The organism is Neobacillus niacini (assembly GCF_023715785.1).
GTDB lineage: Bacteria > Bacillota > Bacilli > Bacillales > Cytobacillaceae > Neobacillus > Neobacillus niacini_E.
Genome location: NZ_JAMBOX010000017.1, coordinates 18,413 through 34,291 on the forward strand (window position 1 = coordinate 18,413; position 15,879 = coordinate 34,291).

The following is a 15,879-nucleotide window of genomic DNA, read 5'->3' on the forward strand; positions in this document are numbered from 1 at the left end:
GGCTCATCCTGTTCAGTTTTTTCAGATCCATGAAAACATGTAATCAGCCGCTTCAAGCTCATTTGCCTGCTTTACCACCTTAAGCGGGTGGAAAGTATCAATCATGACAGCCAATTCCAACGTTTCCTTCTTGCCGATGCTCGCTTCGATTTTTCCTGGGTGAGGCCCGTGGGGAATTCCGCTTGGGTGAAGTGTAATCGAGCCTTCCTGAATGCCTTTTCGGCTCATAAAATTCCCTTTTACATAATATAGAAGCTCATCACTGTTAACGTTGCTGTGATAATACGGAGCAGGAATGGACTCCGGATGGTAATCATAGAGTCTTGGGACGAAAGAGCAAACAACAAAATTGTTTCCTTCAAAGTTCTGGTGCACAGGCGGCGGCTGATGAATTCTTCCCGTAATCGGTTCGAAATCCTCAATGTTAAAGGCCCATGGATACAGGTACCCATCCCAGCCTACGACATCAAACGGATGGTGACCAAGAATATGGGAATGAATCGCCCCCCTGGACCTCGTTACGACCTCAAACTCCCCTTTTTCCTCATAGGTGAGCAAATCCTCTGGTCCACGAATATCCCGCTCACAAAACGGGCTGTGCTCGAGGAGCTGGCCATATTCGTTCCTATATCTTTTTGGTGTCGTGATTTGGCTAAATGCTTCAACAAACAGCAGCTTCGTCGGGATCCCAGGGGTTGGAACCACCCGATAAATCGTCCCAATCGGAATGACCAGGTAATCTCCCGGCCGATAGCTAATCGTCCCAAACATTGTTTCCAGTTTTCCCGAACCATGATGAATAAACAGGAGCTCGTCACCGTCTCCATTCCGGTAGTAACTATTCATTGCCTCCGTCACATTTGCCGTCCCAATTAGCAAATCATGATTTCCCAATAGATACTCCCGGGCAGTTAGGGCATTTCCCTCCCTCATCACCTTGTTTGTAAAAAAGTGACGGTGTTTTAATGTTTGTTGTTCTTCATATTCCGGCAAATAACTACCGGCGAATTCCGCCTTCACCACCTCTGTTGGCATGTGGTGATGATAAAGAATCGACTGCGTTCCAGAAAATCCACGTGTTCCCATTACTTGCTCACGAAAGAGGCTCCCATCCTCCTTTTTAAACATTGTATGGCGTTTATGTGGGATCATTCCGAGTTGGCGGTAATACAACGGTCACACCCTCTTTCCATTACAAATACAAAAACAATTTCAATCATTCGGCTTCTGTTTTCTTATCATTTCAAAGGTTTTTCCCAATGGTTCGGTAAAGCGATTTCCCGCCATTCTGCCAATCGGCCTCAATTTCTCCGTATCAATTCTTCCACGGTCAAATAATGGATCATGAATATGAACATGAATCACTTTCCCAATCACCAGACTCCCTGCTCCGGGCTGGTCACCAAAATGAAGAACCTGGTAGAGCTCGCATTCCAAATGAACAAGCGACTCTTTAATTCGCGGTACGCTCACCTTGCATCCTTGGACCTTTGTTAAGCCAACCTGTTCGAGTTCGTCTATATCAGGAGCAAATTCAATGGCACAATCATTCATTTGCTTTGCAATCTCTTCGTTGACAATGTTGATGATAAATTGGCCGGTATTCTCAATATTATTTAACGTATCTTTTTTGGCCCCGTCACTGCCTCGCCTCATTGGTGAAAAACAAATCAGCAGCGGGTCAGCGCAAATTGCGGTAAAGAAGCTAAACGGAGCGGCATTGGCTATTCCCTTGCTGTCGACTGTTGTTACAAATGCAATGGGACGCGGCAAGATTGAGCCGGTCAATAATTTGTATGCCTGACGCCAGTCGAGTTTTTCCGGAGAAATTTCCATGTCATCACCACTCTTTTTGCTATTAGTCTATTGGAAAAAAGGGAGAATCATTTCCCCCTTTTTTATCCGCTAACTATTAAAGGTTGCCCCGCTTAGCCTGTTCCCGTTCGATGGATTCGAACAAAGCCTTGATGTTCCCTTCACCGAAGCCGCGCGCGCCTTTACGCTGAATGATTTCAATAAACAGCGTAGGACGGTCCACAATTGGCTTGGTGAAGATTTGCAGGAGATAGCCCTCATCATCACGGTCTACCAAAATATTTAACTCGCGCAGCTTTTCGATTTCTTCATCAATTTTTCCAATCCGCTCGGCCAACGAATCATAATAAGCACTAGGAGTTGAGAGGAACTCGACGCCATTTTTCTTTAATGTAACTACCGTTGTAACAATATCCTCCGTTAAAATGGCTAAATGCTGAACCCCCGGTCCGTTATAGAATTCGAGATATTCCTGAATTTGCGACTTGCGCTTCCCTTCTGCCGGTTCATTGATTGGAAACTTTATTCTGCCTCCGTTATGCATCACCTTTGACATCAGCGCAGAATATTCAGTGGTAATATCCTTGTCGGTGAAATGCTTCAATTCCTTAAAGCCCATCACCTTGGAATAATACTCAACCCACTCCTCCATGCTTTCCACGTTGCCGACCACATGGTCAAAGCCGATTAAACCGGCATCCTCTACCGGAAGTGCGTTAGTGTATGGTTTGTAGCCTGGTAAAAAAGCCCCTTGATAGCTTTTACGTTCAATTAACGAATGGATTGTATCACCGTATGTACCGAGCACGGCTTTTTTTACTGTACCATTATCATCCTCCAGCAAAAATGGGACAACGTGAGCAATCGCCCCCCGTTTCACCGCTTCCTCAAACGCCTGATCAACATCATCGACCAAGAGGGCCACGTCTTTGACACCATCGCCATGTTTTTTTACAAATTGGGCAACAGTGCTGCTCTCTGTATAGGATCCAGTCAGAACAAGACGGATATTTCTTTGTTGCAATACATAGGAAACGGTTTCACGATTGCCCGTTTCAAGGCCGGAATAGGCGACTGGCTGAAACCCGAAAGCTGTGCAGAAATAGTGGCAGGCCTGCTTGGCATTACCGCTGTAGATTTCAATATAGTCAACATCCCGTACCGGGAAAAAGTCATCCTTAAGTTGTTCCGACAATACTCTTTTTTCTCTCATTCCAAAACCCCCTAATAATTAATCATTTTCTGAATTTATTGTAAGTAATCAACTCCGTTTGTCTCAAGAGCAGGGGGTAAAGCAATAACGCTTTTGGGCATTAAACACTTGTTTTTTTACAATAAAAAGAAACATGCCCAAGATCGGCATGTTTCTACCATAAATGCATTTAAAATATATACCGGTAAAAATGTGCTTGCGTTTTTCAAAATAAAATATTTTTGATCATGAGAGAACTGCACGGTCACTTACCATTTGTACGCCGCGGATTCGTTTGAACTCATCAAGCAGTCCTTCAATTGTAAGCCCCTGCTTTTGTTCTTCATTCACTTCAAGGATGATTTGTCCTTTATCCATCATGATCAAGCGGTTGCCCAAGTCAATTGCCTGCTGCATGTTATGGGTGACCATTAAGGTTGTCAGCTTATATTTCTCGACGATTTCCTTTGTCAGTTTGGTGATCAGTTCCGCTCGGGAAGGGTCCAGAGCGGCTGTATGTTCATCAAGAAGCAAAATCGAAGGCTCGGTAAAGGTAGCCATCAGGAGTGACAGGGCTTGGCGTTCCCCTCCTGACAACATGCCTACCTTTGCATTAAGCCGGTTTTCTAAACCCAAATGGAGCGATTCGAGGACCTCCCGGAAATAATCACGCCGCTTTTTCGTTACGCCCCTGCGCAATGATCTTGTTTTATTTCGTGAATAGGCCATCGCCAAGTTTTCTTCAATCGTCATGCTCGGAGCGGTGCCCGCCATCGGATCTTGAAAGACGCGGCCAATCATTTTCGAACGGTTATATTCGGACATGTTGGTGACATTTTTGCCGTCGATAAAGACTTCGCCGATATCGGGAAACAGGCCTCCAGAAATAATATTCATTAATGTTGATTTCCCTGCACCATTACTGCCAATTACAGTAACGAAATCTCCCTCTTTAAGGGTCAGATTAATCTGGTCGATTGCAATCTTTTCATCTGGTGACCCTTCATTAAATATCTTATGAATCTGATTTAACTGCAGCATGATTTTCACCCTTCCGCTCCACAGAAGCCTGCAGGAAATGAAGTTGTTCCGCTTTTCTGCGAGCTTTTCGCTTTTTCTCTTTCGATCGTTCAATCATTTTCGGTGTTGTCAATGCAAGGATTACAATAATCGCTGTAATCAACTTCATATCTCCTGGCTCTAGGAAATCAAATCTGAGGGCCAATGAAACGACAATCCGGTAAATGATTGCCCCGCCAATGACCGCAAGTGTTGTTCTGGCAATTGTTTTTGTTCCAAACAACGCTTCACCAATAATAACCGAGGCCAAACCAATAATAATCATCCCGATTCCCATTCCAACATCGGCAAAACCGCCTTGCTGGGCAATCAATGCGCCTGAAAATGCCACCAAGGCATTGGAAAGACCAAGTCCGATAACTGTCAAGAGGTTGGTATTGGCGGAAAAACTGCGGATCATCCGCTTGTTGTCCCCAGTTGCCCTTATGGCGAGCCCGATTTCTGTCTGCAAAAACCAATCGGTCAAGAATTTAATTAAGAAGGTCACAATCAACATGAAAAACAAAATGCCCCATGTTTCCGGCAAACTGTCACCCAAACCGACCATGGCCAAAAGGTTGTTGAAAAATGAATCAATTCCGCTGCTTTCAAACAAATCGCCAATTTTTGTAAATGACGTTTCGGTGTTTAATAACGGAATATTGGAGCGTCCCATGATTCTAAGATTAATAGAATAAAGGGCAATCATCATGAGAATACCAGAGAGCAAGTTATTAATTTTCCCAAACGTATGAAGGATGCCCGTCATACATCCTGCTATAAAACCCGCCAGGAGTGCCATCACTGTTGCCAGGAATGGATTAGCCCCGTTCGTAATCATGATGGCGGCTATTGCTCCGCCAGTTACAAAGCTGCCATCTACCGTTAAATCTGGAAAATCAAGAATACGAAAGGATAGATAGACGCCCAGTGCCATAATCGCATAGATGATACCTGCCTCGAATGATCCAAATATGGCTGTAAACATAGTGTTCATCCTTTCTTCTAAAGACATAAGATTCTTTTGATTCTAATAAGTAATTGTTACTTATACTTATGTATTCTTGGCAGGAGCCAATCCTTAAAAAGGAATGGCTCCTGCGATTTTTTAATTATTTGCCATCGTAAAATTCGCCAAGCTTGCTCCATTCTTCCTTGACTGTTAATCCCTGAGCTTCAGCTGCATCCTTATTAATTACCAGCTTTAAGCTGCTTGGCAATTCAACATTGATTTCTGAAGCTTTTTTCTTGCCTGTTAAAATGTCAACAGCCATTAAACCTGATTGATACCCAATATCATAATAATTGAATCCGCTGGCCGCAACGGCACCTTTTTTCATTGAATCAAGTTCACCGACAAATAACGGAATTTTTTTGCTATTGGCTACAGAAATGACGGAATCAAGCGCAGTAACAACCGTATTATCTGTTGGGATGTAAATGGCATCAACCCGGCCTACAAGCGACTCTGCAGCTTGCTTTACTTCAGATGTATTGGCAACCGATACTTTAACTAGTTTTGCCCCTTTTCCTTCGGCCAACTTTTCCACTTCTTTTACTTGAACCTCTGAGTTTTGCTCCCCGGAGTTATAAATGACACCAATATTCTTGGCCTTCACTTCTTCGGTAATAAAGTTAATGGTCTTCTTCGTTGCATCAGGATGGTTATCAGTCGTTCCGGTAATATTTTTGCCTGGCTTATCAAACGCTTCTACCAAACCTGCGCCAACTGGGTCGGTTACCGAGGTAAAGATAATCGGTATATCCTTGGTCGCATTTAAAGCTGCGGTCGCACTTGGAGTAGCGTTAGCAAAAATTAAGTCAACCTTATCGCCGACAAAATTCTTGGCAATGGTCTGCGTATTATTCATATCGGCTTGGGCATTTTGTTCATCGAATTTTACCTCTAGGCCCTTATCCTCAAGTGCCTTTTTAAAGCCTTCGGTAGCGGCATCCAGTGAAGGATGCGGCGCAAATTGGCTGATCCCTACTGTAAACTTCTTATCTGCGCCGCCATTTTCTGTACCGCCAGAAGACTCCTTGCTTCCGCATCCGGCAAGAAGCAGCATTCCTGCTAAAGCAATGGAAACGCCTTTTAATTTTCTCCTCATGGTTAAATTTCCCCCTTAATGGTTTTGAACTCATTTTTCTAAAAATTAAATATATTAAAAATTATTCTAGTATTTTTTTAGTCCAAAAGCAATAGAAATGATAAAAATATTTTTCTGCTTTAAAGCGGCATACATATTCGATTAACACTTGCATATGAAATAAACAAAAAAAAATGCCTTCTTTTTCAAGAAGGCATGAAGGATCTTTATATAGTTAATCGGAGGAAACAAAGTTGAAGGTCTTACCAATGTTTCGTGCTATCAAGCAAACTATCAATTTCAACTAGGTTGACTTTATTATTGCCCTTCTCAGATGTTAGATCTGCAGTAGCTTCTAGTAATTTATCAATGTCAATCGTTATCATACCCATTACCATCTAACCTCCCGAGTTAAGTTTGTCATTTACTAAATGTTTCGAACAGACAATGCCTAATTAGGGGGTATTTTTAAGTAAAATTCAAAAAGCTTTTATAATTTTTCAAATAAATATTTGAAACTCATCATTCTGAGAGATAAAAAAGCCTGATTTTTTTTAAAAAAACACACTATTAAATCCTCCCCATCTAGCAACGTCACCTTAACCTTTACTCCCATTGCTTTACCCTATCTACCATTTTTTCTTTCAAGAACGTTATAAAGGTTGTTTCGCCTTTTAAGGTCTTTTGTTTATTCCATTCATTTAAACTTGCAGCGGTGATCAGAATAAACCCGGCAATTAATAGATAGGCCCACCATGGCATATTTCCCCAATAGGGTCTTGTTTGGAGGAATACATTAAGCAGCAAAACACCTGCACCAGTAAAAAAGTATGACTTTACTTGGAGAGACATACCTGCAATCATCGACAGCAGTGATAATGATCCGACAATAATGGCATCATAAATCGTATTGCTGGCTAACCCATCTTGAATTAACAAAAGCGAAACGATGATTAATACGGCCCACTGTATTGCCTTCGTAACCTGTGCATACCGCCCTTTTAACATTCTCCGGATAAAGATGATTAGGATGATAAACGGCAATACCCGGACTTCCCTGTCCCAAAGCGGATGGATCGTAAGCCCGTTAATCACAGCATAGTACGGTTGCAGCAAATAAACACCGCCCAGGATGACTGGCAGCACCGCGAAATTTCCGGGCACTCTTTTTCTTTGCATAAAAAGAGTGCCGGCAATCAATAATCCAGGAATCGGCTGCGTCCACAGGGCTTCAGTCACAAAAATGTACATTAGCATGAAAAACAGGAAGGATATGAAAGTAAAACCGTCACATTTTATCGCTGTAAGTTTTGATCCCGTTTCAACTAATTTTTTATAAACGAATTGACCAATTACCGCCAATGATACACCTATACATCCGGCGAGAAGCATTTTAGAAATTGGCGCCATTTCAGTCAAGAATAAATATTCGCCCGTTGCCACAAACAGTAAAAACAGCGGTATGATCCCCAATACATCCCAGTTAATTTTACGCAGATAAAATACAGTCAGGAGAATATAGGCGATTGTAACAAGATATGGGACCAATTCAAACGGGTACGAATACAACATAATAGCGATCCCAATGATTGAAAATGGCACCAAATAATATATTGTCCGCTTCTTGAACTCATCATTTACAAGCATGGTAAATAACAAAATGATCCCTGTTGTAACAGGAAACTCATATTGGCCATTTTGACGGCCAAAGAAATGCTCCAAGCCAGTCGAAACCACAAAGAATATTGTTGTGAAGCTTCCGTATAGGAACACTTTAATTTGCCATTCCCCTCTAGCTACTATCGTACTCGCTGCGTAAACCAGTATAGCAATTAAAAAGCTATAAACTGCTTCTGAATGATAGAAAAACAAGGTAAATAACAGCGCCAATGGATAAAGACTGTGTCCTGTCCATGCAAAAGCATATGATAGATTGGCATCTTGTTTCCGAAAGAGGTAAGCGATCAACAACAGGAGCACCGCACAAGTAGATGCAATTAGCGATTGTACGGTTCTAGTGAATTCCCATTGCAGCAAGATGGCCTGAATGACAGAGAAATAAAACAAGACCGCTTCACTGCTGACGAAAAACGGTGCCAACTTCGTACCGATTTTTTTATAAAGATAATAATACATCCCGATTCCGATTAGGAAAATCAGCGGTTGGAACCATTGCAGATTCACCGGCCCGATTATTCCATGTGCGTTGGCAATTGCATACAAAATGGCCGAAACATATAACGAAGTTTGGCTTAATTCCCGTTCACGAACCTTATTCCAAATGAAACTGGACATAAGCACAAGCAGTGCCCCTGCAGCAAAGTTTGCAGCATTGCCAAATTCCGTTGCGTATACGCTATTCGATGCCCTGAGTTCTTCGCCAAAAAAGATCAGCGAGAAACCGAGCGACCCTGGCAATATCCAAAGAGCTGCTTCCTTGAAAAATAACCTTGATTCTTTCTTTATCAATAAGTAAGCAATCAAAAGCGATAGCAGGAGCATGAAACCCAGTTCCCGCCATTGGTAGAAAACAAGTGCGTACAAAAGCCCCAAAAATATGGCAGCAAGCCCTATATCCTTTGAACTTGTTCTAATAACGGCAAGCCATTTAACCTTCAGGATCATGCCGAAAACAAGAAACAGAGAAAAACCAGTCATAAACAGGATCAGCGAGAAATCAATGCCCTCAATCGGCTTTACGATAAGTGACACGGCTTCGAAAATCCCTGAGGCCGTAAAAACAGCACTTAAATACGGAAACAACGCCATCGCACTGTTAAGTGACAAATAGACAAAGTTTGCTCCAATAATGAAATATGCCAGCATCAATACAATCGATGGGTCACCGGCTCGAAGCAGAATTCCTTCAACCGTGATGTAAATAAATGCAAAGCCGGAAATGATGGCACTTGTATATTGGAATACCTTGGTTAATTGAAATTGATCACCTAATAATCTCGGAACAAAGACAAACCCGAACCCAACTAGGGCATAAACGGCCTCACTAAAATAATCCAAGAAGCTGTTTTCGATTAACTGGTAGGCTGCATAAACGATCATCGCGGTAAAAACAAAGTGATATTCTTTCCTTCCGCTCACATACATCATTGAAAGATAAACAATCGCTGTCAAAATAAGGTTAAAGCCATAGATTACCTCGTTATCATAAAAGTACAGCATGAATAATGATACTAGAACAAGATTAACTTGAACAAAAGGAATAAATTCCTTCGTAAACAATTGATAGGAAGCATTGCCCTTAAAAAAATGGTAACAATAAATCAATAGGGCGGTAAACGCCATCATTCCCAAATAAAAATAATCGGTTTTTAATTTTAAGCTGGCTAACATAAATGCCGCCCCTGCTGAAAGGGATACATAGGAGAACCAAACAAATAGCCGTGCTGACAGCTTTTTGGCAAAAACCAGATAGACCCCGATAGGAAGAATACTTCCCAACATTCCCAGTACATATTTTCCTTCTCCGAATATGGATAAATAGGGTCCTAATAATCCAAACCAGCCAAGAGATAATATAAAAATCGGCAAAAACAAACTACCCAGAACAATAAAGGCAAATGAGGTTTTTTCAATTTTTAATATTCGTTGTGCTATGTAAGCAATTCCGTAAAATAACAGGCACACTACGGCAATCGAACCGCTTTTCATTAAGCTTGTCATAGATTCCCATGTACTGGTTGCGACAAATAAACCCCCAATTAATAAAAAGATTACCCCAATATTTAACGACCAAGTAATATTCCGTTCGCGAATCTCCTCGGGACTTAGCGTTTTCTTCACTTTGGGAGGTTTCACAGGCTTCGTTTTAATAATGGTTTTAGCTGGTTGAGCCTTAATGCTGACTGGTTCTGGCGCCTTTTCCAAAGCTAACAAATCAGTATGGTATTGGTGATGGGCTTTCGCAACAGTTTCAACAATACCATCTGATAAATACCCTTCTTCTTTCAGGCTAAATAACTCATTTCGAAAAATTCTTCTTTTCTCTTCCCTGCTGAAAGGCTCCATAAAAAATCGCCCCTTAAAAATATAAATTTCCTTATTAGTTGAAAATATTTCCTTTAGTGAAATTTTACACTATTTTAAGGATTTTTCAATATTTTCCTAAAATTACTTTGACAAATGTATAGCCCAGTGCTTTTTTAAATAAGAAAACGCTGTGCATGAATGCACAGCGTTTTCTTATTTAATTACTTGTGGAAGCTTTACTTCCCTTATTCATTTTGGGACCTAGGTATTCATAGTCATTTGGATTGATTGCTTTATATCCATCCGGTTGATAGAAGCGGAGAAGGTCCTTGTAGACCACCTCATCCGACATTTGCAGCTCAGAATTTACCTTTTCCTCGATGCTCTTGCATGTATCAGAATTCTCCAGCAATTCACCTGTTTCAGTTCCATAACATTTACCTTTTACTTGAACCACTTCAGGCGATACGAAATCGCCGTTTCTAAATAAGGCCCAATTACGGTGATTTTTAGATAATAAATCTGATCCAAATTCCAAATAATCCTTTGTATCAATCCCTAACAGGTGTAGGACAGTCGGTCGAACATCCACCTCGCCGCCAAACTGCTCTTGAATCCCGCCATCAACACCAGGGACATGAATAAATAGAGGTACTCGCTGTAATTTTGCATTTAGCGCCGGAGTAATTTCCTCTACCCCGAGAACTTGTGCCATTGCATCATTGTGGTTTTCAGAAATTCCGTAATGGTCACCATACATAACAACCACTGTGTTTTCATAAAGTCCTGATGCCTTTAAATCATTAAAAAATTGTTCAAGTGCATGGTCCATATAATGGGAAGACTGGAAATACTGGTCAACTACCGTATCGCCAAAATCACCAGCCGGGAAGTCTGTATCCTCTGGATCCATCTCAAACGGGAAATGGTTAGATAGTGTAATCATTTTAGTATAGAATGGCTGCTTCAAGCTTTTAAGCATCGGCATGGACTCCGTAAAAAACGGCTTATCCTTCAATCCATAGTTCTTCGTATTCTCATCAGTCATGCTATAATATTCGGCATCAAAAAATTGGTCGTAGCCAAATGCTTTATAAATCACGTTCCGGTTCCAGAATGTTTTATAGTTCCCGTGAAAGACAGCTGAACTATATCCCTGTCCCTTTAAAATAGCGGGCATCGCCTGATACGTGTTTTGTGCCTTATTTACAAATACAGCTCCTTGGGCCATTGGATATAACGAATTTTCCATTAAAAACTCTGCATCTGAGGTTTTACCTTGGCCAGTTTGATGAAAAAAGTTTTTAAAATAGAATGTATTTTTATCACGGGTTAATGAATTTAAAAATGGTGTTACTTCCTGGCCATCCGGCATTTTGTAATCAATCATGAACGTTTGTAACGATTCCATAGAAATATAAATGACGTTCATCCCTTTTGCCTTGCCAAAATAATCTGGATTTGGTTCGGCATAGTTAGCTTTCCGATAGTTTTCCACATCGGTTACGTCACTTGAGTCCGCTAGCGCCCGTTGGCTCGAAGATCTAATATTCTGAATTGCGTCATAAATGGTAAAGTTATACGCACCGAGATATTTCACCAGATAATTTCGGTCAAAGGAACGTGTTAACAGCTGTGGTCGGTCCTTTTCTGCCAAACCTAAATTAAAAAGAAATGTCGTTATCGCAAACAGAATCACAATTTTAAAGGTATTTTTACTGGTTACGGTTATCTGTTTGAAAGCAGTTAACGCAAGAGCAATCAGGACAAAGAAATCTGTAAAGTAAAAGATATCTAATGGAGACATTAGTGATAAGGCACTATCCCCAAGTTGTCCAGCATTTGTCTTGGTTTGCATTAAAACAGGTACGGTAATAAAATCATTAAAAAAGCGATAATAGGCAATGTTTGCGTATAACAAAAACGATAGAAAAAAGTTAGTCACGATCAAAACAAGCTTAAACCGCTTTTTAAACAACAAGGCAAGCCCAAAAAAGAACAGCGCTGAACTTAATGGGTTTATTAATAGTAAAAATTTTTGAAGAGTATTATCAATTCCCAGGTTAAATTCAATTTGGTATGCCGCGTAAGTCTTAAGCCAAAATAATACGACGGCAATAGCAAAAAATGTTATATGACTTTTATCCATTTTTTTGAAAAGTTGCAATTTATTCATTTTATTTCTCCTCTCACTTACCAAATCAACTTCGGTAAACGAACCCCACTTACTATACCATATTTTCCTATAAAAGAAAAACCAGGATGGCGCCTATTTATCGCTGTTTTGCACAAAAGATACCGCCATTTTCCCTCCATTAATGACAAATATCGCAAATCTGTTTCCCCTAAATTATCCCTTTTATTTTTATGCCTGTACACGGTGGGACATGACTGTCCGTTTCTTAATTATATAAGACGAATACGATCCCAATTAGTTTCAACAATTTTGATTTTAAATATTTTTTTATTTTCTGCCTGTTTTAGAAAATGCAGGTCTAAAACTTCTGCATCGCTTCTAGTTATCATATACATGAAAGTCAACTTCCGCAATCCGAAATAAGACTCATTTAAATAGGGCTCATTTAAACAACACAATTTGCAAACAATAGGAATGAAGATACTGAACAAAGAAAAGAGGAGATATTTTGCCAAGAATCAGACCTGATTTTACTAAGAGTCCATACTTTGTTGATGAGCCTGGCAATTGGCATTTGCGTCCAGGGGCACCAAAGGAATTGCAGATCGAACTAGAAAATTATTTACAAAGCCTTGAAGATGTTTCACAGCCTGGTACCATCGAAGGCAATGATATCGAGTGGCCATAGATATGGATTTATAAAATAGTAGGAAGTTGTTACATTTAAATCGTGATGTATGAAAAAACCTAGCCTTACAAAGAATAAAATGATTATTTTTCAAGGAGTGACAACATATGAATGCCAATCGTGTTAAACAAATTTTGTCATCATCAGCCGACATTAATGTTAAGTATAACGGTACGTCTGTCTGGATTGACCAGTTGAATGAGGATGGAAGGACGGCGACCGTCCATCTAAGAGGACCACTTGAAGAGCGGACGATCGTAGAAATCAGTGAACTTATCGAAGATTAACATGAAAGGTTAAGGGTGGAAGACATATGCCTAGAGGGAAAGAATTAGAGCAGCTGCCAATGGCGAATATTGCACCTGGTGCAGGAAAAGATGTCGGTCCTTTTGAACGGGAAGTTCTGGGAAGCGTCGTATCAAAAGAGAGGCCGCAGCCGAGCGAAATTGAAAAGGAAAATGAAGACATGATCTAAGGCAGGAATGGATTCCTGCCTTCGTTCTTTTATCGCTACTGAAGATTTGCAAATCTCTCCAGGTCACGATTTTCTCCAATTACTACAAGCACGTCTCCCTGGTCAATGATCTTATCGGGAGACGGTGAGATGTTTATGTCGTTCTCATGACGAATGGCAATGACACTTAGATTAAATTTGGCCCGCAAATCAAGCTCCCTTAATGTTTTATCGGTCATTTGCTCCGGGATTTTTATCTCTTCAACACTATAATCCTTTGATAACTCAATAAAATTTAGTACGTTTGGGGATAAAAGCTGGTGGGCTACTCTGATTCCCATGTCCCGCTCAGGAAAAACGACCCAATCTGCCCCGACTTTGGTTAACACTTGGCCATGAAGCTTATTTAACGCCTTTGCAATCACTTTTTTTACACCAAGCTCCTTTATCATCAAAACACTTAGTATGCTAGCCTGAATATCATTTCCGATTGCCACGATGACCGTATCAAAATTACGGATTCCAATTGATTTTAACGTCTCTTCATCCGTCGAATCCGCTATTATTGCATGGGTTACATAGGGATGAGCATTTTCTACCCTTTCCTCATTAACGTCAACTCCGAGCACCTCTTGGCCTGATTCAAATAAACTTCTGGCTATGCTTAATCCAAATCTACCTAACCCAATAACTGCAAATTGATCAGCCATCTTTTTTTAATCCTCCTTGATATAAAAAATTACCCATTTTTATTTTGCCTTTTGGATATCAATAAAATTATGTGAATTGCTCTATTTTCAGGATGAAATGTGTGATTCCTCACTGATTGTGACAGAATTATGTATTATAATTCATCGGGGGAAAACCTTTCTATTACATTCATGTTTTTTACTATATAAATCTACCTATCAAATGTTGTACGGACGAAAAGGGGGATTTTCTTGATGCAAGGCACAAAACAGCTATTTATTCAAACAGGAAGTCTCATTGCCGGCTTTATGATTTGGGTGCTTCTCTCTTCGCTAATGCCATTTATTAAAGCAGATATACAGCTCTCTTCAACACAAATTGCCTGGGCAACCGCTGTACCTGTAATTCTTGGCTCCGTCCTTCGTGTCCCAATCGGTTATTGGACAAATCGACTTGGAGCGAGATTTTTATTTGCTATTAGTTTTATCATTTTACTTGTGCCAATTGCTTTGATCAGTTATGCGAACTCAATGACGATGCTGATCCTTGGCGGGTTTCTGCTTGGTATTGGCGGCTCCGTGTTTTCAATCGGCGTCACCTCGCTGCCAAAATATTACCCGAAAGCCAGACATGGTTTTATTAACGGGATATACGGAGCAGGCAATATCGGTACAGCCATTACTTCTTTTCTTGCACCTATACTTGCCAATGAATACGGCTGGAGAACAACTATCAAAATTTATTTAATTATCGCTATATTGTTTGCTGTCATCAATTTTCTCTTTGGCGACCGCCGGGAAAAGAAGGTCATTCAACCTTTATCACAACAAATGAAAGAAATTTACAAAAATCCAAAACTATGGTGCTTAAGTTTCTTTTACTTTATAATATTTGGCGCGTTTGTCGCCTTCACTATCTATTTGCCATCCTTCTTGGTCAATCATTATGATTTAACTAAGGTGGATGCCGGAATGCGAACTGCCGGGTTTATTGCATTGGCAACCATTTTCAGGCCGATAGGCGGCTGGCTTGGAGATAAGGTTAACCCATTCTTGATTCTAATGGCGGTTTTCTTCAGCCTTACCTTTGCCGGATTTCTACTGTCCTTTACTCCCTCCCTGCCAATCTATTCGTTCGGTTGTTTATTGGTTGCATTCTTTGCTGGGATAGGAAATGGGGCAATCTTCAAATTGGTTCCGCTATATTTTTCAAAACAAAGCGGAATCGTCAATGGCATTGTTTCGGCAATGGGTGGAATCGGGGGTTTTTTCCCGCCGATTATCCTTACGATACTATTTTCATTAACAAATCATTATGCAATCGGATTTATGATATTGTCGGAATTTTCCTTGGCGAGTTTCGTCATCGTCGTTTGGTTGTACTATCACGAAAAATTGGATTTGTCCGATAAAATTGTCAATCATACCATTGATGGCATTTGTGTTACCGATACAAATGGGCTGATTCAACGCGTGAATCCGGCTTTCACAAAAATAACGGGCTATACCCAGGAAGAAGTGGTCGGAAAAACACCAAGCGTCCTTCAGTCAGGTGAACATGATATCGTCTTTTATAAAGACATGTGGGAAAGTTTACTCACAAATGACATTTGGGAAGGATATATCTGGAACAAACGAAAAAATCAAGAGCTTTATAGAGAGTGGTTAACGATTACTGCAATCAAGGATGATTTCGGGGAAACAAAGCATTATGTAGGAATGTTCAAAGAAGAAACGGGCCATTCAAAATAAAGTTGAAACAAGAGAT

Annotated in this window: 14 protein-coding genes; 4 read left to right on the forward strand and 10 right to left on the reverse strand. The window is 40.6% G+C overall.

Going from position 1 to position 15,879, the window contains the following annotated elements; all coding sequences use genetic code 11:
• Positions 1–21 precede the first annotated feature (21 nt).
• The 9 genes from M3234_RS23290 to ltaS form a co-directional block, all read right to left on the reverse strand.
• On the reverse strand, positions 22–1,173 hold the full coding sequence (locus M3234_RS23290; protein WP_262307014.1) for a homogentisate 1,2-dioxygenase: 1,152 nt from the start codon (positions 1,171–1,173) through the stop codon (positions 22–24).
• A 39-nt stretch (positions 1,174–1,212) separates the two neighbouring features.
• Positions 1,213–1,836: a flavin reductase family protein gene (locus M3234_RS23295; protein WP_262307015.1), complete on the reverse strand. Its 624-nt coding sequence runs from the start codon at positions 1,834–1,836 to the stop codon at positions 1,213–1,215.
• 76 nt (positions 1,837–1,912) lie between these two features.
• The gene (hppD, locus tag M3234_RS23300; RefSeq protein WP_262307016.1) at positions 1,913–3,028 is read right to left on the reverse strand and encodes a 4-hydroxyphenylpyruvate dioxygenase; all 1,116 of its coding nucleotides are present in this window, start codon (positions 3,026–3,028) and stop codon (positions 1,913–1,915) included.
• A 225-nt stretch (positions 3,029–3,253) separates the two neighbouring features.
• On the reverse strand, positions 3,254–4,048 hold the full coding sequence (locus M3234_RS23305; protein WP_262307017.1) for an ABC transporter ATP-binding protein: 795 nt from the start codon (positions 4,046–4,048) through the stop codon (positions 3,254–3,256).
• Positions 4,023–5,054: an ABC transporter permease gene (locus M3234_RS23310; RefSeq protein ID WP_262307018.1), complete on the reverse strand. Its 1,032-nt coding sequence runs from the start codon at positions 5,052–5,054 to the stop codon at positions 4,023–4,025. The genes M3234_RS23305 and M3234_RS23310 overlap by 26 nt, the downstream gene beginning before the upstream one ends.
• A gap of 124 nt (positions 5,055–5,178) precedes the next feature.
• On the reverse strand, positions 5,179–6,177 hold the full coding sequence (locus M3234_RS23315) for an ABC transporter substrate-binding protein (protein ID WP_262307019.1): 999 nt from the start codon (positions 6,175–6,177) through the stop codon (positions 5,179–5,181).
• Between the two features lie 242 nt (positions 6,178–6,419).
• Positions 6,420–6,548 (reverse strand): hypothetical protein, encoded by a 129-nt coding sequence (locus M3234_RS29385; protein ID WP_285858635.1) that lies wholly within the window; start codon positions 6,546–6,548, stop codon positions 6,420–6,422.
• A 214-nt stretch (positions 6,549–6,762) separates the two neighbouring features.
• Positions 6,763–10,182, reverse strand: coding sequence for a hypothetical protein (locus tag M3234_RS23320; RefSeq protein WP_262307020.1), 3,420 nt, complete (start codon positions 10,180–10,182; stop codon positions 6,763–6,765).
• Positions 10,183–10,360: 178 nt separating this feature from the next.
• Positions 10,361–12,319 carry a lipoteichoic acid synthase gene (ltaS, locus tag M3234_RS23325; protein ID WP_262307021.1) on the reverse strand — a complete coding sequence of 653 codons (1,959 nt, stop codon included), beginning with the start codon at positions 12,317–12,319 and terminating at the stop codon, positions 10,361–10,363.
• Positions 12,320–12,788: 469 nt separating this feature from the next.
• Between ltaS and M3234_RS23330 the strand changes: the two genes are divergently transcribed.
• From M3234_RS23330 to M3234_RS23340, 3 genes are all read left to right on the forward strand, one after another.
• Positions 12,789–12,968 carry a hypothetical protein gene (locus M3234_RS23330; protein ID WP_262307022.1) on the forward strand — a complete coding sequence of 60 codons (180 nt, stop codon included), beginning with the start codon at positions 12,789–12,791 and terminating at the stop codon, positions 12,966–12,968.
• Between the two features lie 107 nt (positions 12,969–13,075).
• The gene (locus M3234_RS23335) at positions 13,076–13,255 is read left to right on the forward strand and encodes an H-type small acid-soluble spore protein (RefSeq protein WP_066313559.1); all 180 of its coding nucleotides are present in this window, start codon (positions 13,076–13,078) and stop codon (positions 13,253–13,255) included.
• Positions 13,256–13,281: 26 nt separating this feature from the next.
• Positions 13,282–13,443 (forward strand): hypothetical protein, encoded by a 162-nt coding sequence (locus M3234_RS23340; RefSeq protein ID WP_262307023.1) that lies wholly within the window; start codon positions 13,282–13,284, stop codon positions 13,441–13,443.
• A 35-nt stretch (positions 13,444–13,478) separates the two neighbouring features.
• On the opposite strand, the gene M3234_RS23345 is transcribed toward M3234_RS23340, so the two are convergent.
• Complete coding sequence (locus M3234_RS23345; protein ID WP_262307024.1) at positions 13,479–14,132, reverse strand: potassium channel family protein; 654 nt, start codon at positions 14,130–14,132, stop codon at positions 13,479–13,481.
• Positions 14,133–14,366: 234 nt separating this feature from the next.
• Between M3234_RS23345 and M3234_RS23350 the strand changes: the two genes are divergently transcribed.
• Complete coding sequence (locus M3234_RS23350) at positions 14,367–15,863, forward strand: nitrate/nitrite transporter (RefSeq protein ID WP_262307025.1); 1,497 nt, start codon at positions 14,367–14,369, stop codon at positions 15,861–15,863.
• Positions 15,864–15,879 lie beyond the last annotated feature (16 nt).